The organism is Kribbella sp. CA-294648 (genome assembly GCF_050943845.1).
Lineage (GTDB): Bacteria > Actinomycetota > Actinomycetes > Propionibacteriales > Kribbellaceae > Kribbella.
This window is the reverse complement of record NZ_CP191981.1, coordinates 8,189,170-8,210,506: the sequence shown is the minus strand read 5'-3', so window position 1 is coordinate 8,210,506 and position 21,337 is coordinate 8,189,170. Positions and strand designations below refer to the sequence as shown.

Genomic DNA, 21,337 nt, shown 5'->3' with positions numbered 1-21,337 from the left:
GTGGGCTCGGCCATCGCAGTCAACGGGTCCACACTCGCGAATATACTCGCATAGGCATATGCCTTGCAAGGCATGTCACGGGGTCACGCATCGGCCCGGCTCGCTAACGACGCATCCGGTGTGAACCGTCTATCTATGCCTCAGAGAGCTGCCGATGACAGCGTGTGCGCCGGCGAGGATGCTGGGTTTGTCCTACTCGCGCTGCTGGCTGGGGAGTGCGCATGCTGATCGATCACCTCATCTATGCCCATCCTGACCTCGACACCGCGGTGGACGTGATCCGTCGCCGCTTCGGGGTCGAGGCCGGCGGGGGTGGTAGTCACCCGGGCCGGGGTACGCACAACAAGCTGCTGGGGTTGGGGTCGCGGACCTACTTGGAGGTCGTCGCCCCGGACCCCGGCCAGCCGGAGCCGGCGGCGCCGCGGTCGTACGGGGTCGAGGGCATCACCCAGGGTGGTCTGGTCGGATGGGCCGTTGCGGTCGAAGACATCGAGGCGGCACGCGCGTACGCGCGCTCGCACGGATTCGACCCCGGCCCTGTGATCGACGGGCACCGGAAGGACCCAGCGGGCAGGCTTCTGCGCTGGCGGCTGACCGCCAATGCTCAGGTCGCCGGCGTGATTCCGTTCCTGATCGACTGGGGAGACACCCGCCACCCAGCGGTCGACGCGCCATCCGGCCTCACTTTGCGCTCGCTGTGGGTGGAACATCCCCGCCCAAGCGAGATTCAGACCGCATTGGCTGCGCTGGGCGCCGACGTTGAGGTCCGCCAAGCGCCTCAACCCGCTCTCGTGGCTCAGGTGGACGGCCCCGCTGGCGTCGCGGAACTACGCTGACAAGCCAGTACGCGCGGGCACGCATGCGCGGCCCCAGGCGAGCGCAGTACCGGGTTGGCTGTTAGTCGAAGAGGCGTCGGAGGCGGGGGCGGGTGTTTCGGGGCCAGAGGAGGTCTCGGAAGCGGTCTATTGGGCCGAAGGGCCACCGGGTGGCAATCTGCTGGACGGTGGGGTCCTGGATTTGGGGTGTCAGGAGGCCGGGGAAGTCTGCCCAGGCGACCTTGAAGGGGCGGTCCCACATTCGTTCGATCTCGGTGGTGACCGGGTCAGTCAGGTGCAACGCGTTGTGCATCTTTGCTAGTTCTTCGTACGCGGTCAGCAGGGCGGCCTCGCGTGTTTGCCAACTGTCGGCCTTCACCACGTCCGAGAGGATCGGGGTGAGGGTCGGGCCGCACGCCAGGCGGGAGAACGCGGTGCCGAACCACTTCGGGTACGGCGCGTACTGCCGCTCCATCAGGAAGCACAGCTGCATCAGATCGGTGACGAGGCGCGAGCCGATCAGCGCCGAGCCGAGTTCGTCGCCGACGGAGCCGGCCCGGCCGGCCAGGTTCATCTCCGGATGGACCCGCCACCAGCCGGCCACCAGCAGGTAGAGCCAGACGTCGCGCGGGTAGTACGCGAACCGATCGCGAACGGTCTGGAGACCGAGATCGTCGTGGTGAACAGCACCCGCGGTGAGCGCCAGCAAGTTCTGTTCGGTGAACGTCAGCCAGTCGGGTACTTCGATCTCGCCCGCGATGTCGAATTCGAGGTGCTCACGGACGTAGGCGCGGATCGTGTGCACGCTGACGTCGGTCGGATGGCCGCGGTAGGTCGACGGGAGTTCGCGTCGCAGTACCTCGCTGACCTGCTCGTCGTCCTCCGCGAGGAAGAGCAGCACCCGCGCCTGCCAGTCGTGGTCGGTCGACATCTCGTCGTCGAATCCGAGGGCTTCGGACCCACGCCCGAGAAGCGCCGCGCTGTGCGGCAGGCCCGGGAACGCGGCGTCGAGGACGGGCCGGACCGCCTCGGCGTAGTACAGACGGCTCAGTTCCAGCCCGGGAATGAACGCTCCCACCAGCCCGACCTCCAGCATCTTCGGAGAGCGGACAGAGTGCCAAGGTCTTCGTCGCCGCGCAACCAGTCGCTCCACCCCGGCGACCCGCGTGGGGGCTAAATCGGTGGCTCGGGCTGGCTCCGGCTGTCAGGTTGGTCGGATGTTGCTGGTTCTGACTGGTTCGAGTTGCTCTGGGAAGACGACGTTGGCTCGCGCGTTGGGTGAGCGGGTGCCGGGTGTTACCGTCCACGACCACGACGAGGTCGGCGTACCGGAGGATGCGGACACCCAGTGGCGAAACCGTACGACGGAAGAATGGATCCGCCGAGCCCTGGAGTATCAGGACTGCGGGCTGGATGTTCTCCTGACCGGGCAGTCGCCGCTTGGTGAGATTCTGGCGTCGCCCTCGGCGCCTCGGCTCGATGGCATCGCGGTGTGTCTCGTGCACGTCGCCGATGAGGAGCGACGGCGGCGTCTCAATCGGCGTGACGATGGTCGGTGGTCAGCAGCACTCCTGGAGTCCTTCATCGGCTGGAGCACTTGGCACCGCGGGCACGCTGAAGACCCTCGGTACCGGCCCGAGGTGATCATCAACGGCAGCTGGCCGGCCATGGCCTGGGACCGCTGGTCGGAATGGACCAAGCAAGACCCCCGCTGGACCACCCACCTGCTCGACACCACGGAAAAACCCATCGCCCAGTCCGTCGACGCCCTGGAGCACTGGCTGACCACCCAGCGCACCGCCCACCACGCCGGCCAGCTCCCACTCGCCAAGGGCTGGGTCGACATCAAGTCCTGATCCGAATCCAGCTGGACGTTCCGGAGTCGGAGGGGCTGTGCCACGGGAAGGTCCGGTTTGTCATCCGGACTTCTTCGCCGCACAGGCGGAGTACGGGCAACTCGTGGTGAGTCACGTACCCGGACTGACACACCGTTGAGGAACAGTCCACGAGCGCCTGGCGCTCGTGGACTGTTGCAGCTCTGGTTCTACAGGCCACTCAGTACCAGGTCGCGTAGCCGTCCCAGCGGTAGGAGAGCTTGGGGTCGGGATAGCAGTTCTTGGCGTCGGCGACGATGTTGTTCATCAGCCGGTAGCAGTCGTCCTTGGTGGGAGCGTTGTCCACCACCTGAACGGTGGTGGCGGCCTGGGCAGGGGCGGTTGCGGCGATCGCGGCGCCAAGACCTAGGGCAATCGCGACGGCTGCGTGACCTGCGACGCGGGACAGCCTACGAGCGGATCGATTCACCATGGACCTCCGTGCTAGAAGTATTGGGAACCTCAGGTGCCGCGCGGTGTAGGCATCGTTCCTCTCGTCCGGCAGACCCGTCAATCACCATCGGTCTACGTCTAAGTCATGCCTTTGTGCCGAAGTCTTGCTATTGGTTGCTGATGGCAACCAGTCACCTGGTGGCGAGGGCGGTTCGTACGCCGAGGGCGATCAGGACGGCGCCGGAGATTCGGGACATCGCAGTACGGAGGGTTGGTGTTTGGAAAGCGCGCCGCGAGACGTGCACCGTGCCGGCCCAGATGAACAGCCAGCCGGCCGCCACCATCACGTGGATCGCGCACAGGAGCATGATCTGCGGCAGCAACGGGTGGTCGCGATCGAGGAACTGGGGCGCGATGGTCAGGTAGACCGCGGCGGCCTTCGGATTGAGGACGTTGCCCAGGTATCCCTGGACGATGTCGCTGCGACCGTTCCAGGGCAGGGAGCGAGGCTTTGGGGACGCGCTGCGGTCGGCGGCCGAGCGGGATGCCCAGATTGCCTGGACTCCGATCGCGATGAGGTACGCCGCGCCAAGCAGCTTCACGACCGTGAAGGCGGTCGACGACTTCATGACCAAGGCGGACAGGCCGGCGCCGGCGAGCAATGCGTGGGTCAGCAAGCCGAACGACGTACCGGCGATCACCCCGGCACCGGCACGAAGGCCGGTGCCGAGCACCCGCTCGGTCACGAGGGTGAGGCTGACTCCTGGCGTCAGGCAGATCGGCAGGACGGCGAGGCCGAATCCGAGGAGCGCCAGCCAGTTCATCACCGCACAGTACCAACGGCCGGGTCGCGAGCGACCGGGTCAGCTACGCAGTCCGAGCGCGGCCGCACCGGCGTACCGGGCTGAGCTTCCGAGCTCTTCCTCGATGCGGATCAGTTGGTTGTACTTCGCGGTGCGGTCCGAGCGGGACAGCGAGCCGGTCTTGATCTGACCGCAGCCCGTGGCGACGGCGAGGTCGGCGATGGTGGTGTCCTCGGTTTCGCCGGAGCGGTGCGACATGACGACGGTGTAGCCGGCTTGGTAGGCAGTGGTGATGGTGTCGAGGGTTTCGGTCAACGTGCCGATCTGGTTGACCTTGACCAGGATGGAGTTGGCGATGCCCTCGCTGATGCCGTCGCGAAGCAATGTCTGGTTGGTGCAGAAGACGTCGTCGCCGGTGAGCTGGATGCGGTGGCCGAGCTTGGTGGTCAGCGATCGCCACCCTTCCAGATCTGCTTCACCCATTGGGTCCTCGATCGAGGCGATCGGGTACCGGGCAACGAGTCCGGTGAGGTAGTCGACCTGCTCGGCGACGGTACGACGTACGCCCTCGCCCTTGTAGTCGTAGACGCCGTCGCGGTGGAACTCCGATGCGGCCGGATCCATCACCAGCGTGACATCGGTGCCCGGCTTGTACCCCGTCCGCTCGATCGCCTTGAGGACGAACTCGAGCGCCTCGTCCGCGGTCCGGAGCTGCGGGGCGAACCCGCCCTCGTCGCCCACGCCGGTGTTGTGGCCGGCGGCAATCAAATCGCGGCGCAGGGTGTGGAAGATCTCCGAGCCCATCCGGACCGCCTCGGCGAACGTCGCGGCGCTGATCGGCGCGATCATGAACTCCTGGAAGTCCAGCGGATTGTCGGCGTGCGCGCCACCGTTGATGATGTTCATCATCGGGACCGGCAGTGTTCGCGCATTTGCGCCACCCACATACCGATAAAGCGGCAACCGATGAGCGGCGGCCGCAGCCTTCGCCGTTGCCAGCGAGACACCCAGTACTGCGTTCGCGCCCAGCCGCGCCTTGTTCGGCGTACCGTCCAACCGGATCAACACTTCGTCGACCCCGGCCTGATCCTCGGCATCGAGCCCCTGGATCGCCGCGGCAATCTCGGTCGAAACGGCCGCGATGGCACCCTGAACCCCCTTGCCGTGGAACCGAGCCGGATCCCCATCCCGCAGCTCCACCGCCTCCCGAGCCCCCGTCGAAGCCCCCGACGGCACAGCAGCCCGCCCCAAGCTCCCATCGGCCAGCTCGACATCCACCTCAACCGTCGGATTCCCCCGACTGTCCACAATCTCCCGCCCGACCACCCTGCTGACCGCAGTCATCGCAGCACCCCTCGACGTAGTAAGTTCCTATTAGGAACTCTATCGCAGGCTGGTGTCAGCTCGCGGGGACGCTGCCGACCATCCAGAGGGAGGTGCCGTTGAGGCAATCGCGGCCGGTCCAGGTGTCCAGGAAGCGGTCCACGCCTCCGCCGCCCATGGTGAAGGAGGTTCCTGAGCGCGCCACGACCTTCTGGGTGCCGTCGAGGATCTCGAAGGACTTGGCGTCGCCGCGGACGGTGTAGCCCTTGGGCCACACGACGTTCACCTCGGACGGGCCCGCAGTCATCCGAACGCACCCGGTCGAATCGACGAACAAGGTGCCGCTGCGAGCGGCCTCCATGCCACTCCGGCTCTCTGTGTGCGACGTCATAAGCCGCAGCGGCGGGGCAGGGGACGCGGATGGGGACGACACCGCGGCGGGGGACGATGTACACGCGCCGGCAGCAATCAGAGCTACAGCTGTTCCGAGGATCGCGAGTGCCCGTCCGCTGCGCATGGCCGGAGTGTAGGTCCGCAGCTCGCCGACGGACAGAGGAACGGGCTCGACGAGGGGTCACGCCTTGGCGTCTCATCCCCGGAATGACGGCCGAAAGTGGGTGGAGGGGACGAAAGGTCCACCGTTAGGGTGGGGAAATGGCGTCGGTCAAGCAGTTTCAGGTCACGTTCGACTGTGCGAATCCGGAGCGGGTTGCTCGGTTCTGGTGTGAGGTGCTGGGGTACGTCGTACCTCCGCCGCCGCCCGGCTTCGCCAGCTGGGAAGAGTTCAACGAGTCCCTCCCCGCTGAGCGGCAGGACTCCGCCTTCGCGTGTGTTGACCCCGAGGGTGTTGGTCCGCGGCTGTTCTTCCAGCGCGTTCCCGAGGGCAAGGTCGTCAAGAACCGGGTGCACCTCGACGTACGGGTCGGCACCGGGCTCGTGGGTGAGGAGCGTCTCGCAGTACTCGAGGCCGAGTGCGCCCGGCTGGTCGCACTCGGCGCGGAACGCTACGAACTCCTCGTCGCCGACGGTTTCAACGAGTCCTGCCTCGTCATGAAAGATGTCGAAGGCAACGAATTCTGCCTCGACTGAGTAGTGGATGAGCTCCTTCGTCAACGTCTTCAAACCGGCCGGCGGCGGTCCGTACGGCTGTCCTTGCTGCGGCTACCTGACCCTGGGGGAGCGGGGCGGGTTCGAGATCTGCGATGTGTGCTTCTGGGAGGACGACGGCCAGGACGCCCACGATGCCGACGTTGTCCGCGGCGGCCCCAACGGTCCGCTCAGCCTGACCCAGGCCCGCCTCAACTTCGCGAAGTTCGGAGCTTGCTCGGAACGGCATGTCGCGCACGTCCGCCCGCCCACCGCCGAAGAACATCCATTGCGCTGACCTCACGCGCCGAGGTGTTCGGCCAATCGCGATCTGACGTCGGCGGGATAGAGCCCGAGCTCGGCGAACTCGCCTGGGGCAGCCCAGCGGAGTTCGAAGCTGTTGTTGGGGTTGTGGGCTTCTGCCTCGTCACCGGCCAGGTTCGGCGTACCGGCGACGTCGGTCATCAGGAAGTACGACGCGGGCCGGCCGTTGTGGGTGCTGGTCCACAGCAGGCGGTCGACACCAGCCGTGAGCGTGGTCTCCTCGGTCAACTCCCGTACTGCGGCCACTTCGGCGCTCTCGCCTTCCTCAACGTGCCCACCCGGCAGGACGGCGTAGTCGTGCCCAGGACACTCCGGACCAGCCAGGTCGCCACCTCTACACATGGCGCACTCGGCAGCGGCGTCAAGCCGCAGATACCGCTTGATCACCAGCGCCCGACCACCATCAACAACCACAGCCACAGCCCTCGGAATCGCCATACAAACCACGATCCCAGACCCCTCCGACAAACCCCCGAGAGCTGGCCCCTCGAGGCGCGGGACTCACGCATCCCGCGCCTCGAAGGGGTGCTACTTCGCGACGTACGCCGCGAGGTGTTTGCCGGTGAGGGTGGGTTGTTTGGCTACCAGGTCGGCGGGGGTGCCTTCGAAGACGATTTGGCCGCCGTCGTGGCCGGCGCCTGGGCCGAGGTCGATGATCCAGTCGGCGTGGGCCATCACGGCCTGGTGGTGTTCGATCACGATGACCGACTTGCCGGCGTCGACCAGGCGGTCGAGGAGGGCGAGGAGTTGTTCGACGTCGGCGAGGTGGAGGCCGGTGGTGGGTTCGTCGAGGACGTAGATGCCGCCCTTCTCACCCATGTGCGTTGCCAGCTTGAGGCGCTGCCGCTCGCCACCGGACAGCGTGGTGAGCGGCTGGCCGAGGCTCAGGTAGCCCAGCCCGACGTCGGCCAGGTGCGACAGGATCTTGTGCGCGGTCGGCGTCTTGGCGTCCCCGTCGGCGAAGAACTCCGTTGCCTCCGACACCGACATCGCCAGTACTTCGCTGATGTCGCGCCCGCCGAAGTGGTAGTCCAGCACCTCTTCCTTGAACCGCTTCCCCTCGCACACCTCGCACGGGGTCGCGACGCCCGCCATCATCGCCAGGTCGGTGAAGATGACGCCCGCGCCGTTGCAGTTCGGGCAAGCACCTTCCGAGTTCGCGCTGAACAAAGCCGGCTTCACCCCGTTGGCCTTCGCGAACGCCTTGCGGATCGGCTCGAGCAGACCCGTGTACGTCGCGGGGTTGCTGCGCCGCGATCCCCGGATCCCGGTCTGGTCGATCGACACGACGTCGGCCGAGGGCGGCAGCGAACCGTGGATCAACGAGCTCTTCCCCGAACCCGCAACACCCGTGATGACGGTCAGCACACCGAGCGGGATGTCCACGTCGACGTTCTGCAGGTTGTGCGTGGAAGCACCGCGGATCTCCAGCTGGCCGTTCGCGGAACGCAGCTCCGACTTCAGCGACGCCCGGTCGTCGAGGTGCCGGCCGGTGAGCGTGTCGCTGTCACGGAGGCCCTTGATGGTGCCCTCGTAGCAGATCGTGCCGCCCGCGGTGCCCGCGCCGGGACCGAGGTCGACGACGTGGTCGGCGATCGCGATCGCCTCCGGCTTGTGCTCGACCACCAGCACCGTGTTGCCCTTGTCGCGCAGCCGCAGCAGCAGTTCGTTCATCCGCTGGATGTCGTGCGGGTGCAGCCCGATGGTCGGCTCGTCGAAGACGTAGGTGACGTCGGTGAGCGAGGAGCCGAGGTGGCGGATCATCTTGACCCGCTGCGCCTCACCACCGGACAGCGTGCCGGCCGGCCGGTCGAGTGACAGGTAGCCCAGGCCGATCTCGACGAACGAGTCGAGCGTGTGCTCCAGCTTGTCCAGCAGCGGGGCGACGGACTTGTCGTCCACCCCGCGCACCCACTCGGCCAGGTCGCTGATCTGCATCTTGCAGGCGTCGGCGATGCTGATGCCGTCGATCTTCGACGACCGGGCTCCCTCGTTCAGCCGGGTCCCGTCGCACTCGGGGCAGGTGGCAAAGGTGATAGCCCGCTCCACGAAGGCCCGAATGTGCGGCTGCATCGCCTCGACATCCTTGGCCAGGAACGACTTCTGGATCTGCGGGATCAGGCCCTGGTAGGTCAGGTTGATGCCCTCGACCTTGATCTTGGTCGGCTCCTTGTAGAGCAGCGCCTGCAGTTCCTTCTTGGTGAACTTGCTGATCGGCTTGTCGCAGTTGAAGAACCCGCAGCCGCGCAGGATCCGGCCCTGCCAGCCGTCCATGCTGTAGCCGGGGATGGTGAGCGCGCCCTCGTTGATCGTCAAGCTCTCGTCGTACAGGGCGGTCAGGTCGAAGTCGGTGACCGATCCGCGTCCTTCACAGCGCGGGCACATACCGCCGGTGATGCTGAACTCGCGGCGCTCCTTGGTCTGCTGGCCGCCCTTCGACAAGGTGACCGCGCCGGCGCCGCTGATCGAGGCGACGTTGAAGGAGAACGCCTGGGCCGAGCCGATGTGCGGCTTGCCGAGCCGGCTGAACAGGATCCGCAGCATCGCGTTGGCGTCGGTCGCCGTCCCGACGGTCGAGCGTGGATCGGAGCCCATCCGCTCCTGGTCGACGATGATCGCCGTGGTCAGGCCTTCCAGTACGTCGACGTCGGGCCGCGCGAATGTCGGCATGAAGCCCTGGACGAAGGTGCTGTACGTCTCGTTGATCATCCGCTGCGACTCGGCCGCGATCGTGCCGAACACCAGCGAGCTCTTGCCCGACCCGGAGACGCCGGTGAACACCGTCAGCCGGCGTTTCGGGATCTCGATGCTGATGTCCTTCAGGTTGTTCACCCGCGCGCCCTGGACCCGGATCAGCTCGTGGCTGTCGGCAGCGTGGGATCCGGTCGACGGCGTACGGGTCGTGGTGCGCTTGCTCATCAATTCTCCATCTCATCGGGCGCGCGCCGTCCGGGCGTCACCTGGCAGGGGAAGGCGGACCGGTCAGCGCACTTCCTGGAGCCGGACCATGTTGCCGGCCGGATCGCGGAAGGCGCAGTCGCGGACGCCGTACGGCTGGTCGATCGGCTCCTGGACGATCTCGATGTCACGGGCTTGCAGCTTCGCGAAGGCGGCGTCGACGTCCGGTGTGGCCAGCAGGATGCCGCCGTACGTGCCCTTGGCCATCATCTCGGCGATCACCTTGCGCTCCTCCTCGGTGACGCCGGGATCGGCCGCCGGCGGGTGCAGCACGATGCTGGTGTCCGGCTGGCCGGGCGGTCCGACCGTGAGCCAGCGCATCCCGTCGTAGCCGACGTCGTTGCGCAGTTCGAAGCCGAGCGCGTCGCGGTAGAAGGCGAGCGCGGCGTCCGCGTCGTTGTGGGGCAGGAAGCTGGCGTTGATCGTGATGTCCATAGCGATCACGCTAACTGCGAGGCGGCGGCCGGTGCTTCTCGATTCCTGATCGGTCTGCTCACCTGTTTCGAGAAGTACGACGGCATCCCGGCCAGCGCGCCCGCCGCATCCACCCGGTAGACACTCGGCGGTACGCCGACCAGCTCGGTGAAGCGGGTGCTGAACGTGCCCAGTGAGGAGCAGCCGACCTCGAAACACACCTCGGTGACGCTCAGGTCGCCGCGGCGCAGCAGGGACATCGCCCGCTCGATCCGCCGCGTCATCAGATATGAGTATGGTGACTCTCCGTAAGCGATGCGGAACTGGCGGCTCAGGTGACCGCCGGACATGTTCACGCCCCGGGCGAGCGCCTCGACGTCGAGCGGCTGCGCGTACTCCCGGTCGATCCGGTCGCGGACCCGCCGCAGCAGCGCCAGGTCGCGCAGGTGCTGCTCGCTGTCCGTCCTGCTCCCCATGGGACCGATCGTGCCATATTCCGCGCGCTGACGGGACGTGTCGAGGACGGTGAGGCCCGCTCCGACGTACCAGGTGACCATCACCCACGGAAGGGGACTCTGATGCGCTCGACAGCCGATCGTCTGCTGCGGACCTACTTGACGCTCATGGTCGTCGCGACGGGCGCTTCGTCGATGATCTGGGGGATCAACACGTTGTTCCTGCTGGACGCCGGGCTGAGCGTGGCCCAGGCGTTCGCGGCCAACGCGTTCTTCACCGTGGGGCAGGTGCTCTTCGAGGTACCGACCGGGGTCATCGCCGACACGGTCGGCCGGCGGGCGTCGTACCTGCTGGGGGCGGCGACGCTGACGGTGTCGACGCTGCTCTATGTGCTGCTCTGGCAGATCGAGGCAGGGTTCCTGGCCTGGGCACTGGCCTCCGCGCTGCTCGGGCTCGGGTTCACCTTCTTCAGCGGTGCCACCGAGGCGTGGCTGGTCGACGGACTGGCAGCCAGCGGGTACGAAGGCTCGCTGGAGTCGGCGTTCGCCAACGGCCAGGTCGCGAGCGGTGTCGCGATGGTCGGCGGCACGGTTGCCGGCGGAGTACTGGCTCAACTGACCAACCTCGGGACGCCGTACCTGGTCCGGGCCGCGTTGCTCGTCCTGACCTTCGTGGTGGCGTGGCGGGCGATGCACGACATCGGGTTCGCGCCGAAGCCGCGAGTCTCGGTCCTCGGGGAGATGCGCTTTATTGTGCGGGCGTCGCTCGACCACGGGCTGCGCAATCCGCCGGTGCGCTGGTTGATGCTCTCGGCACCTATCACGATGGGCGTCAGCATCTACGGCTTCTATGCGGTGCAGCCGTACCTGCTCGAGCTCTACGGCACCACCGATTCGTACGCTATTGCAGGGATCTCCGCCTCGCTCGTCGCAGTCGCCCAGATCATCGGCGGACTGTCCGCAACGACCGTGAGCAAAGCGTTCCGGCACGGTACTTCGGTGCTGCTCCTCACCGCGATCGTCACAGCAGTCATGTTGGTGCTGATCGGCCTGGTGACGAACTTCTGGCTGGCCATGATCCTGCTGGCTGTCTGGGCCATCATGTTCTCGACCGCCGAACCGGTCCGGCAGGCGCTCCTCAACCGGCTCATCCCTTCGGCCCAGCGAGCGACGGTGCTCTCGTCGGACAACCTGCTTGCATCGGTTGGTGGCGCGGCCATCCAGCCGACGCTGGGTAAAGCAGCCGACGCATGGAGTTACGGAACGGCGTACCTGATCAGTGCGGGCATCCAACTCGTGGCCCTGCCCTTCGTACTCCGGGCCCGGCAAGCTCGCGTCGCGGCGGACGAAAAAGTGCCCAACGCAACTTTCTCCTGAGTTTCCTCATCGTGCTCCGTGTAGGGGGAGGAGCAAACGAGGGGGGAGATCGTGAACAGTCGGAGAGGTGTGGGCGCGGCGGTGGGATTCGCGCTCGCGATGGGTGGGCTGGTTGCCGGACCGGTGGCGGTTGCCGCGCCACCGGGTCCGGGGATCACGGTGCTGCCCGATCTGCCCGAGCCTGGGTTCGCGCAATTCGATCCGGGCAAGAGCAACGTAGTACCGGCGACGAAGGCTGCCGCGACCGATGTGCAAAGCGCTGCTCCGAGGACGTTGGCGGAAGGCGCGACGGCTGCCGGGACCTACTCGTGCCCCGGTTTCAGCACGGTGGACGACGCGACGACGGTGGCGATGCTTCAGAGCGATCTCTTCGCCTGGGGGCCGTACGCGGCGTACAAGGTCGGCAACGGCAGCGGAAACATCAACTGGCGGCTCAACCCGTACAACAATCCCAGCTGGTACATGTGGTTCCACTCGCTTCGTTGGCTAGGGCAAGGAATCATGGCGGCCGGGAAGGGCAACACGACCGCGATGGTCCGGGTCTCGGCGATCACCAAGGACTGGGTGGCCGACAACCCGTACTCGTGGAAGGCCAACATCGGTGCGGACGAGGCCACGAAGCACCGGGCGAACGTGCTGATCTGCCTCCGCCAGGCGGTCCTCTCGGGACTCGCCGTCACCCAGTTGCCGGCGCAGTACAGCTGGATCGACACCGCGCTCGTCAACCACGCGGCGTTCCTGACCGCGTACTGGAGCGGCGCCTGGAACCACGGCACGGACGAGAGCATCGCGCTCTTCGGTGTCGGGTGCACTCTGAATCGGTCCGCCTACAAGACCACCGCACAGAACCGGTTGGCCGCGGGGATCACCACGTCGATCGACGCGCAGGGTGCGACCAACGAGCAGTCGACCGCCTACGCCCAGTTCAACTACGCGCTCTGGGGACGCGCTGCCGCCGTACTGCAGCAGTGTGGAGCCGACCCCGGTACGACGATCACCTCGCGGCGGGCGCTGCTCGCCAAGTGGCTCAGCCTGGCCACGAACTCGCTCGGCAAACTGCACCAGCTCGGTGACTCCGAGGTCGTCGCGACCGCGCCGATCGCCGGCACGCCTCTCGAGTACGCCGGCTCGCGCGGTGTCAACGGAGTGGCCCCGCCGAGCCGCATCGGCGTCTACTCGGCGGGCTATGTCTTCGGCCGCACTGGGTGGGGCCAGACGCGGTCCTTCGCGCAGGAGTCGACGTACAGCATCCGGTACGGCCCAGCGCGAGCCGTGCACGGTCACAGCGACCACACGGGCACCACCTACACGTCTCGCGGCCGCGACATCCTGATCACCGGCGGTCACGCGGGCTACCAGAACGACGCCTGGCGGACATGGGCCAAGGGGCAGTTCGCCGCCAATGCGATGACGACTCCGTTGGCTGCCGAGACCTATCCGGTCACCAAGCTGGTCAGGTCGGGGGTCTACCCGACCTCGGAGTTCTACGAGTTCGCGGATGTGCCGGGAGCCGGGATCAGCCGCAAGCGCGCAGTACTGGTGCTGAAGGATCCTGATCTCCTCGTCACTCTGGACAGTGGGAGCTCCACGAAGGCGCACCAGTTCCAGACCCTGTGGCACCTGCCGTCGGATCAGAAGGCGACGGTGTACTCGCGTACTGCGGCGATCGGGATGAAGGCCGGCGACACGAGCCGGACGATCCTCTTCCAGATCCCGTTCCGCCAGGTGCTGCCGCGGGGCGCGATCCTGCTCAAGCAGGCGCAGACCAACCCGATCCAGGGCTGGCACTACCCGACCATCTTCCGCCGGAACTCTGCGCCCACGCTGTTGTTCGCGCGATCGGGCTACAGCGCGTCGATCCTGTCCGTGGTCGCACCCGTCCACGCCACCGGATCCGTGCACTACAAGGGCCGCTGGTCCGGGACGACGTACATCATCGACATGGTGGTCGGCGGCAAGAAGGTCTCCTTCGGTATCAGCGCCGGCGGCGCGGTGTACCGCGTCGCGTAACCGGTCGGTCAGACCTCGGCTGGGCTCATCTCCAGACAGAACTCGTTGCCTTCGGGATCCTGGAGCGTGACCCAGCCGCGGCCGTTCGGTTTGCGATGGTCCTCGTGCACGGTGGCGCCCAGCGCGAGCAGCCGCGGAAGTTCTTCGTCGCGGGTGCGCTCGGTCGGTTGCAGGTCGAAGTGGATGCGGTTCTTGACGGTCTTGCCTTCGGGCACCCCGATGAAGAGCAGACCGGGCAGGGGAGCCGGCGCCTCCACCAGTACTTCGTTGTCGCCGGGCTCGTCCTCGGCGGAGACGGGCCAGCCGGTGACCTTGCTCCAGAAGGTCGCCAGCTCGTACGGGTGGGCGCAGTCCAGCGTCACGTGCCTGAGGATCATGCCGGTCAATCTAGACCGGGTCGTTCCCGTGGCGCCGCCGAATTTTGCGGGGGTGGCGAGGTCTCGAAAGTGTCCGGGGGCGGGTCTAGGGTGCGAAGCATCAGGGGTAGTTGGGGAGAGGAGCAAGTGATGGGATCGAGACTCAACCCGTACATCGGCTTCGACGGGAACGCGCGGCAGGCCTTCGAGTTCTACCAGCAGGTGTTCGGCGGGGAGCTGGCTGTGAACACGTTCGGCGAGTTCGGCGCGCCGGACGCCGAGGACGGCGACAAGATCATGCACGCGATGCTCGAGACGCCGCAGGGCTACACGTTGATGGGTTCGGACACACCGAGCCAGGGCGAGTTCCAGCCCGGCACCAACATGTCGGTCAGCCTGAGCGGCGACGACGAATCCCTCCGCGAGGCCTACACCAAACTGTCCGAGTCCGGCACAGTCACGATGCCCCTGGAGAAACAAATGTGGGGCGACGAGTTCGGCATGGTCACCGACCAGTTCGGCGTCTCCTGGATGATCAACATCACCCAACCCGAAAGCTGACCCCCACCCGGTACTACGCCCGCCGGGCCCGCCCAGGTCCGGCGTCGGCCCCCGCGCTGCCCGCGGCGTACGGGCGTCCGTTCAGGCAGGAAGGTTGCGGACCAGGTCTGCGGACTCGTGGACCGGGGTGAGGGGTGTGCCGTGGGTGAAGTAGTGGGTGAGGTTGTCTACTACTAGTTGGCCCATGGCGTTGCGGGTGGGGATGGTGGCGGAGCCGACGTGGGGGAGCAGGACTGCGTTGTCCAGCTCGAGCAGGCCGGGGTGGACTTCGGGTTCGTTTTCGAAGACGTCCAGGCCGGCGCTCAGGATTGTTCGTGAGCGGAGGGCTTCGACCAGGGCCTCCTCGTCGACGACGGTGCCGCGGGCGACGTTGATGAGGATGCCGTCGGCGCCGAGCGCTTTGAGGACCTCGGCGTCGACCAGGTGCCGGGTTTCGTCGCCGCCGGGGATCACGATCATCAGGATGTCGACGGCGGCGGCCAGCTCGGGCAGCGTCGGGTAGTAGCGGTAGGCAACGTCTTTGCGGTGGCGGTTGTGGTAGGCAACCGAGATGCCGAACGCCTCCGCCCGCTTCGCGATCGCCTCGCCGATCCGGCCCAGGCCGAGGATGCCCATCGTGCGGCCGTTCAGTGTTGCCTTCGTCAACGGGTAGGCGCGCTCGGTCCACGCGCCGGCCCGCAGATGGCGCTCGGCTTGGGGGAGTTCGCGAGCCGTCATGAGCAGCAGCCCGAGAGCGGTGTCGGCGACCTCGTCGTCCAGTACGCCGGGAGTGTTCGTGACGATGACTCCCCGTTCGGCGGCCGCTTGCGCATCGATCTTGTCGTAGCCGACACCGAAGCTCGCCACCAGTCGCAACGAGGGCAACCGGTCGAGGAACGCGCCGTCGATCGTCGTACCGCCGGTCGCGACCGCAGCGATGTCCTGAGCCCGCTCGGCCAGTACTGCGTCCGGATCGTCCGACTCCCACAGCCGGATCACGTCGAAGTGTTCCGCGGTCCCGGCCAGGACGGTCTCGTTCATCGGTCCGGGCAGCAGAACGGTCGGACGTGACATCGCAACTCCCAAGGGTCGAGGGTCTCCCAACCCTATTCCGCCGACCGGCGGCGTAACCGGGCCGACCCAAGAGTTCGAGTAGAGGACGCGAGCTGGCCGCTACTCCCGGCAGAGTGCTGCGCATGACGGAGAACAGAGCTGCCAGTTTGCACGCGTACTTCGGATACCGGGACGCGGTCGCCGCGTTGCGGTGGCTGGAGGACGCATTCGGGTTCGAGACGACCATGCAGTACCCCGACGACAAGGGCGGCATCATGCACGCCGAGCTGCGGCGTGGGGATGCGGCGATCACCCTCTTCACCGACGAGGAGGGTTACGAGAAGCTGCCGCGCAAGGGTGACAGCGTCGGGCACGGGCTGTACCTCGCGCTCGGCTCGCAGGCCGAGGTGGACGAGGTGTACGCCAGCGCCACCAAGCACGGCGCCGAGACCGTGTGGACGCCGGACAACACCGAGTGGGGCAACTACCGCTGTCGAGTCGCCGACCCAGAAGGTTTCGAATGGACCTTCGGCACCCACATCCCCGGCCAACCCACCACCGACTGGACTGAAGAAGCCTGACCGCCGGCGCCGACTTGCTGAAGGACAACGTTCAGCTCAGGGAACCGAGTAGACGGCGGCCGGATCGCTGGTCTGCAACGGGGTTTGCTGAGGGGGCAGGCGGAGTTTCAGAGGATGGGCGGAGGGCTTTCTTGTTACGCCCTGAGACGAGTAGGTTACTCGGCATGCCCGCTCTCGGTCCGCTGTATGCGTTGTACGTCCGCCGCCTTCGGTCTCAGCTTGCCGGCCGGGAACTGCCCGAGCACATCGGGGTGGTGACGGACGGAAATCGGCGCTGGGCGCGCGGCCAAGGCCACAGCAATCCGAGCGTCGGCCACCGGCGCGGGGCCGAGCACGTCGAGAACCTGCTCGGCTGGTGCGAGACCGCCGGCGTACCGCACGTCACCGTCTTCTTGTGCTCGACGGAGAACCTCGCCAAGCGCGACGACGCCGAGGTCGCCTACCTGATGGAGGTCGTCGAGGAGATCGTCGCCGGCCGCCTCGCGCAACCCGGCGGACGCTGGCAGGTGCACATCGCCGGCCTGCTCGACCTGTTGCCGGACAGCACGGCGCACGCCCTGAAGAACGCGGTCGACGCGACCAAGGACTGCACCACCGGCAACCACATCACGCTGGCAATCGGGTACGGCGGCCGGCAGGAAGTCGTCGAGGCGGTCCGCTCGCTGATGGAGTCAGAGGCGGAAGCGGGCAACGATCTCAGAAGCCTGGCCGAGACGATCTCGGCCGACGACATCACCAAGCACCTCTACAACGTCGGCCAGCCGGACCCCGACCTGATCATCCGGACCAGCGGCGAGCAGCGGATGTCGAACTTCCTGCTCTGGCAGAGCGCGTACTCCGAGCTCTACTTCTGCGAGGCGTACTGGCCGGCCTTCCGCGAGGTCGACTTCCTCCGCGCCCTCCGCTCCTACGCCGACCGCCACCGCCGCCGCGGCGCCTGACCACCGGACAGTCCGAGCCCTGGCCCTGCAGCTGGAGGTCAGCCGCAAACGGGTTCGAAGAACTGCTCGATCGTCGAGACCTTCTCGCTCGTTCCGGGCGTGATCGTAGTACCGGCGGCCGCCGACTGGTGCCAGACCTGACCAGGCTTCAGCAACTCGAGGTCGGAGAGGGTGAACCGAACCGTTCCCCAAGACCTCCGATCCTCCTCGACCGCAAGGTACGCCGTGTACTCACCGACACCTTGCGGCATCTGGCCTGCCATCCTCCAGCTGCTGCTGCCGGTCAGCAGGGAGAACTGGGCCGTTCCTTTCACCGGGGGCGAGGCGATGTAGTCCACGGACGCGGGGTCGGCGGTGGTGGGCGGCTCGGGCGCCCGGTGGGTGACGCTGACTCTCAAGACGTCAGCGTCGCAGTCCCGCAGTACGAGGACAGGCTTGCCGGTGTCGTCCACCGTTATGCCCACCGTGGCCTTCGACCAGCGCGGCCCGCAGCCGGCCAGTGACATCACCAGACAACCGATGACGCCGACCCACGCGACCTTCCCCCGCCTCATCTCGCCAGAGTAGGTGGCGCGAGGTCCTTCCCCCTCAGTCGCAGGCGGGGGTGGAGAACTGTTCGGTTGTTGAGATTTTGTCGTCGGGGCCGGGCTCTACCGCGGTGCCGGCAGTGGCTGCTTGGTGTCTGATGAGGCCGGGCTTCAGGAGTTTGAGGTCGGAGAAGGTGAACTCGGTGCCTCTGGCGGCCCAGTTGTCGCCCCAGAGTTGTACGGAGTACTCGCCTGCTGCTTGCGGCAGTTCGCCTGACAGTTGCCAGCCGCTGCCGCCGGTCAGCAACGAGAACTGGACGACTCCCTCGGCCGGGTCGGAGGCGTTGTACTTGACGGACGGCGGCACGACAGTCCTGGGCAGGTTGGGCGGTCGGTGCGAGACCTTGATTCTCGTGATGTGGGCGTCGCAGTCCCGCAGTACGAGCACAGGCTTGCCGGCGTCATCCACCGTCACGCCCACCGAAGCAGGCGACCGCCGCGGCCCACAACCGGCCAGCGACACCACCAGACAACCCACGACGCCGACCGACGCGACCTTCCCCCACCTCATCTGTCAGAGGGTAGGGCGTGGTCAGGGGCAGTTGTCGGTGATGAACTCGTCGAGGGAGGTGATCCTGTACTGCGGGGTGGCGGGTGACGCGCCGTACGACGGGAGCTCGTCGCGGCGGAGCCAGTCGTGCCGGACCTGGCCGGGTTTGAGGGTTTTCAGGTCGGCGAGGGTGAACTCGGTTCCACGCCCCAGCCACTTTCGTCCGTCGCTCCAGGCTTCGACCACGAACTTGCCGGCCGGGTGCGGTTTCGGCACCGTCCCGTCCGGCCGCCACCCGTCCGTGCCGGTCAGCAACGGAATCTCGACGACCTCCTGGACCGGCTGCTCGTTCTCGTAGGAGATCTTCGCCGACGGCTTGGTCTTGTCGTAGAGCACCAGTTGAGTGATGTCGGCACGACAGTTCTGCAACACGATGACCGGATTCCCCGCTCGGTCGACAGACATCCCCACAGCAGCCTCGGAGGTCCGCGGCTCACACCCCGCCCCCACCACCGCCACCCAGGCAGCAGCCCCAACCAAAGCCGTCCACTGACGCCGCCCCATCTACCCAGCGTAGATCCGTAGTCCGCTTACCGACAGGCTTCTGGTGCGAAGTCGTCTCCGGGGCTGACCCAGTAGTAGTCGCTGCTGACGAAACGAGCGGTGGCATAGGTGACGCCCGGCGGCGCAGGAATGTGATGACGGACCTGACCCGGCTTCAGCGTCTTCAGGTCGGCGAGGCTGAAAATGACTCCGCCGCCACGGGATTCCGGATTGCTTCCGCTCGTGGAGACGTGGTAGTCACCGACCGCCTTGAAGGGCGTGGCGGGCTCGAGCGGTGCCCAGCCGTTGCCTCCGGCGTACAGCGGGATCCGGGTGATGCCCTTGGCCGGCTTCTTCCTGGTCAACGTGATTGTTCGAGGGTGATCAGTCCGGACCGGGCCGAGGGTTTTCGGCAGGCCGACAGTCACCTCGTCGATCTCCCCGTCGCAGTCCTGCAGCACGAGCACGGGGCTCCCGGTCTCGTCGACGGTGATGCCGACCTGCGCGTTGGCGTCGTACGGGCCACAGGCGGTCAGCATCGTGGTGGTGCAGGTGATGGTGGCGAGCAACAGCGCCAGACTTCGGATCCCCCCGGTCATCGCGTCAGGATAGGTGCGGCGAGGGGCTTGGGCGAGAGGTCAGAGGGTGCCGAGGTCTTCGAAGATGAGGGCTGTTCGGGTGGCGAGGACTTCGGGGATGGCTTGGAGCTTTTCCAGTACGACGCGGCGGAGGCCCTCGTTGTCGGCGGCGCGGACCAGGAGGATGGCGTCGAAGTCGCCGCCGACCAGGGCCATGTGCTTGACCTCGGGGATCGCCTGGAGTTGTTCGCGCAGGGCTCGCCAGGAGCTCTGGCGGAGACTCAGGGTGACGTACGCCGAGGTGGCCAGCCCGAGTTTCAGCGGGTCGACGGTGGCGGTGAAACCGGTGATCACGCCCGTCGTGGTGAGGCGCTCGACCCGGGCGTAGGCGTTCGCGCGGGAGATGTGCACCTGGTCGGCCAGGGCCCGGATGGAGAGCCGGCCGTCGCGGCTGAGCGCGGCCACGATCTGCCGGTCCAGCTCGTCGAGCGCCGGGGCGGCGGCCATCTGTCCAGGTTCGGCCGTGCCGACCGCTACGTCCTCGGACATTCTGCTCCTCAGGATGGTCGGATGTAACCGAACGTCCCAGGATTCTCCCAGCTATGGATCCGAATGGCTAGAAGTATGACGATGAGACATCCGTACGTCTTCTTGCGCAGGAGGGTTCATGAACGAGCGAAGCGAGTTCATCATCAAGCAGAGCCTGCCTCGTGCCTCATCGGCGCCCGGAGCGAAGCGAGGACGTCGATGAGGTTCGTCGAGGAGCAGTTGCTCCCCTCCGCTCAGCCAGTTCAGCTGGTCGACCAGAACGGCACGCGGCACGACAACCCGCAGTACGGGATGCCGTCGCCTGAAGCTCTGGTCGACGGTTACGCACAGTTGGTCGTGGGCCGCAGGATCAACGACCAGGCCAGTGCGCTCGTCCGGCAGGGCCGGCTCGCCGTCTACCCGTCGTCGCACGGCCAGGAGGCGTGCCAGGTTGCCGCCACGATGGTGCTCGGCGAGCAGGACTGGCTCTTCCCGACGTACCGGGACACCGTGTCGATCGTCAGCCGCGGCGTGGACCCGATCGAGACGCTGACGCTGCTGCGTGGCGACTGGCACTCCGGCTACGACCCGTACGACCGGAAGGTGGCCCCGCAGTCGACGCCACTGGCGACGCAGCTGATCCACGCCGTCGGGGTCGCGCACGCCGCGCGGCTCAAGGGCGAGGACACCGTCGTGATGGCGCTCTGCGGCGACGGCGCGACCAGCGAGGGTGACTTCCACGAGGCGCTGAACTTCGCGGCCGTGTTCAAGGCGCCGGTGGTGTTCTTCATCCAGAACAACGAGTACGCGATCTCCGTGCCGCTCGCCCGCCAGACCGTCGCGCCATCCCTTGCCCACAAGGGCATCGGGTACGGCGTACCGGGGGAGCGGGTCGATGGCAACGATCTGGCCGGCCTGCTCGCAGTACTGGGGTCCGCGGTCGGCAAGGCGCGCGCTGGTGAAGGGCCGCAGCTCGTCGAGGCGCACACGTATCGCGTCCAGGCGCACACCAACGCCGACGACGCGACGCGCTACCGCAACGACGCCGAGGTCGCTCCTTGGCTGGAACGCGATCCACTGAAGCGGCTGGACGCCTACCTGACAGGTGAGGGTCTGCTCGACGATGGTCGGCGAAGCGAGGCGGCTGCCGCGGCCGACAAGGTCGCGGAGGAGTTGCGGGTCGGGCTGATGCAGGAGCCGTCGACCGATCCGGCGGAGCTGTTCGCGCATCTGTACACGACGCCGACGCCGCAGTTGAAGGAGCAGGCCGCGTTCCTGCAGGACGAGTTGTCGCGAGAGGAGGCCTGA

The 21,337-nt window shown here is 66.9% G+C and carries 26 protein-coding genes; 10 read left to right on the top strand and 16 right to left on the bottom strand.

Going from position 1 to position 21,337, the window contains the following annotated elements:
- Positions 1-221: 221 nt before the first annotated feature.
- On the top strand, positions 222-836 hold the full coding sequence (locus tag ACQPYM_RS39135) for a VOC family protein (protein WP_433011469.1): 615 nt from the start codon (positions 222-224) through the stop codon (positions 834-836).
- A gap of 61 nt (positions 837-897) precedes the next feature.
- Here ACQPYM_RS39135 and ACQPYM_RS39130 read toward each other — a convergent pair whose 3' ends face one another.
- The gene (locus ACQPYM_RS39130; RefSeq protein ID WP_433011466.1) at positions 898-1,911 is read right to left on the bottom strand and encodes a DUF4037 domain-containing protein; all 1,014 of its coding nucleotides are present in this window, start codon (positions 1,909-1,911) and stop codon (positions 898-900) included.
- Between the two features lie 121 nt (positions 1,912-2,032).
- Between ACQPYM_RS39130 and ACQPYM_RS39125 the strand changes: the two genes are divergently transcribed.
- A complete protein-coding gene (locus tag ACQPYM_RS39125; RefSeq protein ID WP_433011463.1) occupies positions 2,033-2,671 on the top strand; it encodes a hypothetical protein in 639 nt (212 codons plus the stop codon).
- Positions 2,672-2,870: 199 nt separating this feature from the next.
- On the opposite strand, the gene ACQPYM_RS39120 is transcribed toward ACQPYM_RS39125, so the two are convergent.
- The 4 genes from ACQPYM_RS39120 to ACQPYM_RS39105 all read right to left on the bottom strand — a co-directional run bounded on the left by ACQPYM_RS39120 (position 2,871) and on the right by ACQPYM_RS39105 (position 5,515).
- Entirely contained in the window at positions 2,871-3,122 is a 252-nt protein-coding gene (locus tag ACQPYM_RS39120) for a hypothetical protein (RefSeq protein WP_433011460.1), read from the bottom strand.
- A gap of 151 nt (positions 3,123-3,273) precedes the next feature.
- Positions 3,274-3,906 (bottom strand): LysE family translocator, encoded by a 633-nt coding sequence (locus ACQPYM_RS39115; protein ID WP_433011457.1) that lies wholly within the window; start codon positions 3,904-3,906, stop codon positions 3,274-3,276.
- Between the two features lie 39 nt (positions 3,907-3,945).
- Positions 3,946-5,229, bottom strand: a complete 1,284-nt coding sequence (gene eno, locus ACQPYM_RS39110) for a phosphopyruvate hydratase (protein WP_433011454.1) — start codon at positions 5,227-5,229, stop codon at positions 3,946-3,948.
- Positions 5,230-5,284: 55 nt separating this feature from the next.
- Positions 5,285-5,515, bottom strand: coding sequence for a hypothetical protein (locus ACQPYM_RS39105; RefSeq protein WP_433011451.1), 231 nt, complete (start codon positions 5,513-5,515; stop codon positions 5,285-5,287).
- 347 nt (positions 5,516-5,862) lie between these two features.
- On the opposite strand from ACQPYM_RS39105, the gene ACQPYM_RS39100 reads away from it, so the two are divergent.
- Both ACQPYM_RS39100 and ACQPYM_RS39095 read left to right on the top strand, forming a co-directional pair.
- On the top strand, positions 5,863-6,297 hold the full coding sequence (locus ACQPYM_RS39100; protein ID WP_433011448.1) for a VOC family protein: 435 nt from the start codon (positions 5,863-5,865) through the stop codon (positions 6,295-6,297).
- A gap of 7 nt (positions 6,298-6,304) precedes the next feature.
- On the top strand, positions 6,305-6,592 hold the full coding sequence (locus tag ACQPYM_RS39095) for a CPCC family cysteine-rich protein (protein WP_433011445.1): 288 nt from the start codon (positions 6,305-6,307) through the stop codon (positions 6,590-6,592).
- Positions 6,593-6,594: 2 nt separating this feature from the next.
- Here the strand turns inward: ACQPYM_RS39095 and ACQPYM_RS39090 are convergent, their stop codons facing one another.
- From ACQPYM_RS39090 to ACQPYM_RS39075, 4 genes are all read right to left on the bottom strand, one after another.
- The gene (locus ACQPYM_RS39090) at positions 6,595-7,056 is read right to left on the bottom strand and encodes an NUDIX hydrolase (RefSeq protein WP_433011442.1); all 462 of its coding nucleotides are present in this window, start codon (positions 7,054-7,056) and stop codon (positions 6,595-6,597) included.
- 90 nt (positions 7,057-7,146) lie between these two features.
- Positions 7,147-9,537: an ATP-binding cassette domain-containing protein gene (locus ACQPYM_RS39085; protein ID WP_433011439.1), complete on the bottom strand. Its 2,391-nt coding sequence runs from the start codon at positions 9,535-9,537 to the stop codon at positions 7,147-7,149.
- 63 nt (positions 9,538-9,600) lie between these two features.
- Positions 9,601-10,011, bottom strand: coding sequence for a VOC family protein (locus ACQPYM_RS39080; protein ID WP_433011436.1), 411 nt, complete (start codon positions 10,009-10,011; stop codon positions 9,601-9,603).
- Between the two features lie 5 nt (positions 10,012-10,016).
- Entirely contained in the window at positions 10,017-10,466 is a 450-nt protein-coding gene (locus ACQPYM_RS39075) for a helix-turn-helix transcriptional regulator (RefSeq protein ID WP_433011433.1), read from the bottom strand.
- Positions 10,467-10,568: 102 nt separating this feature from the next.
- Between ACQPYM_RS39075 and ACQPYM_RS39070 the strand changes: the two genes are divergently transcribed.
- Positions 10,569-11,822 (top strand): MFS transporter, encoded by a 1,254-nt coding sequence (locus tag ACQPYM_RS39070; RefSeq protein WP_433011430.1) that lies wholly within the window; start codon positions 10,569-10,571, stop codon positions 11,820-11,822.
- 51 nt (positions 11,823-11,873) lie between these two features.
- The gene (locus ACQPYM_RS39065) at positions 11,874-13,832 is read left to right on the top strand and encodes a heparinase II/III domain-containing protein (RefSeq protein ID WP_433011427.1); all 1,959 of its coding nucleotides are present in this window, start codon (positions 11,874-11,876) and stop codon (positions 13,830-13,832) included.
- 8 nt (positions 13,833-13,840) lie between these two features.
- Here ACQPYM_RS39065 and ACQPYM_RS39060 read toward each other — a convergent pair whose 3' ends face one another.
- Positions 13,841-14,209, bottom strand: coding sequence for a VOC family protein (locus tag ACQPYM_RS39060; protein ID WP_433011424.1), 369 nt, complete (start codon positions 14,207-14,209; stop codon positions 13,841-13,843).
- 129 nt (positions 14,210-14,338) lie between these two features.
- Between ACQPYM_RS39060 and ACQPYM_RS39055 the strand changes: the two genes are divergently transcribed.
- Entirely contained in the window at positions 14,339-14,749 is a 411-nt protein-coding gene (locus ACQPYM_RS39055) for a VOC family protein (protein WP_433011421.1), read from the top strand.
- Between the two features lie 81 nt (positions 14,750-14,830).
- Here ACQPYM_RS39055 and ACQPYM_RS39050 read toward each other — a convergent pair whose 3' ends face one another.
- A complete protein-coding gene (locus tag ACQPYM_RS39050; protein ID WP_433011418.1) occupies positions 14,831-15,802 on the bottom strand; it encodes a 2-hydroxyacid dehydrogenase in 972 nt (323 codons plus the stop codon).
- Positions 15,803-15,924: 122 nt separating this feature from the next.
- On the opposite strand from ACQPYM_RS39050, the gene ACQPYM_RS39045 reads away from it, so the two are divergent.
- Together ACQPYM_RS39045 and uppS are read left to right on the top strand one after the other, a co-directional pair.
- Positions 15,925-16,362, top strand: a complete 438-nt coding sequence (locus tag ACQPYM_RS39045; protein ID WP_433011415.1) for a VOC family protein — start codon at positions 15,925-15,927, stop codon at positions 16,360-16,362.
- 164 nt (positions 16,363-16,526) lie between these two features.
- Positions 16,527-17,303: a polyprenyl diphosphate synthase gene (gene uppS / locus ACQPYM_RS39040; protein ID WP_433011412.1), complete on the top strand. Its 777-nt coding sequence runs from the start codon at positions 16,527-16,529 to the stop codon at positions 17,301-17,303.
- A gap of 38 nt (positions 17,304-17,341) precedes the next feature.
- Here uppS and ACQPYM_RS39035 read toward each other — a convergent pair whose 3' ends face one another.
- From ACQPYM_RS39035 to ACQPYM_RS39015, 5 genes are read right to left on the bottom strand one after another with little or no spacing between them, the layout of a single operon-like run.
- Positions 17,342-17,857: a hypothetical protein gene (locus ACQPYM_RS39035; protein ID WP_433011409.1), complete on the bottom strand. Its 516-nt coding sequence runs from the start codon at positions 17,855-17,857 to the stop codon at positions 17,342-17,344.
- A gap of 34 nt (positions 17,858-17,891) precedes the next feature.
- Positions 17,892-18,401 (bottom strand): hypothetical protein, encoded by a 510-nt coding sequence (locus tag ACQPYM_RS39030; RefSeq protein ID WP_433011406.1) that lies wholly within the window; start codon positions 18,399-18,401, stop codon positions 17,892-17,894.
- Positions 18,402-18,422: 21 nt separating this feature from the next.
- Entirely contained in the window at positions 18,423-18,944 is a 522-nt protein-coding gene (locus ACQPYM_RS39025; protein WP_433011403.1) for a hypothetical protein, read from the bottom strand.
- Positions 18,945-18,970: 26 nt separating this feature from the next.
- On the bottom strand, positions 18,971-19,522 hold the full coding sequence (locus tag ACQPYM_RS39020) for a hypothetical protein (RefSeq protein ID WP_433011400.1): 552 nt from the start codon (positions 19,520-19,522) through the stop codon (positions 18,971-18,973).
- A 39-nt stretch (positions 19,523-19,561) separates the two neighbouring features.
- A complete protein-coding gene (locus ACQPYM_RS39015) occupies positions 19,562-20,050 on the bottom strand; it encodes an Lrp/AsnC family transcriptional regulator (protein WP_433011397.1) in 489 nt (162 codons plus the stop codon).
- A gap of 198 nt (positions 20,051-20,248) precedes the next feature.
- Here ACQPYM_RS39015 and ACQPYM_RS39010 point away from each other — a divergent pair, with 198 nt between their 5' ends.
- The gene (locus ACQPYM_RS39010) at positions 20,249-21,337 is read left to right on the top strand and encodes a thiamine pyrophosphate-dependent dehydrogenase E1 component subunit alpha (protein ID WP_433011394.1); all 1,089 of its coding nucleotides are present in this window, start codon (positions 20,249-20,251) and stop codon (positions 21,335-21,337) included.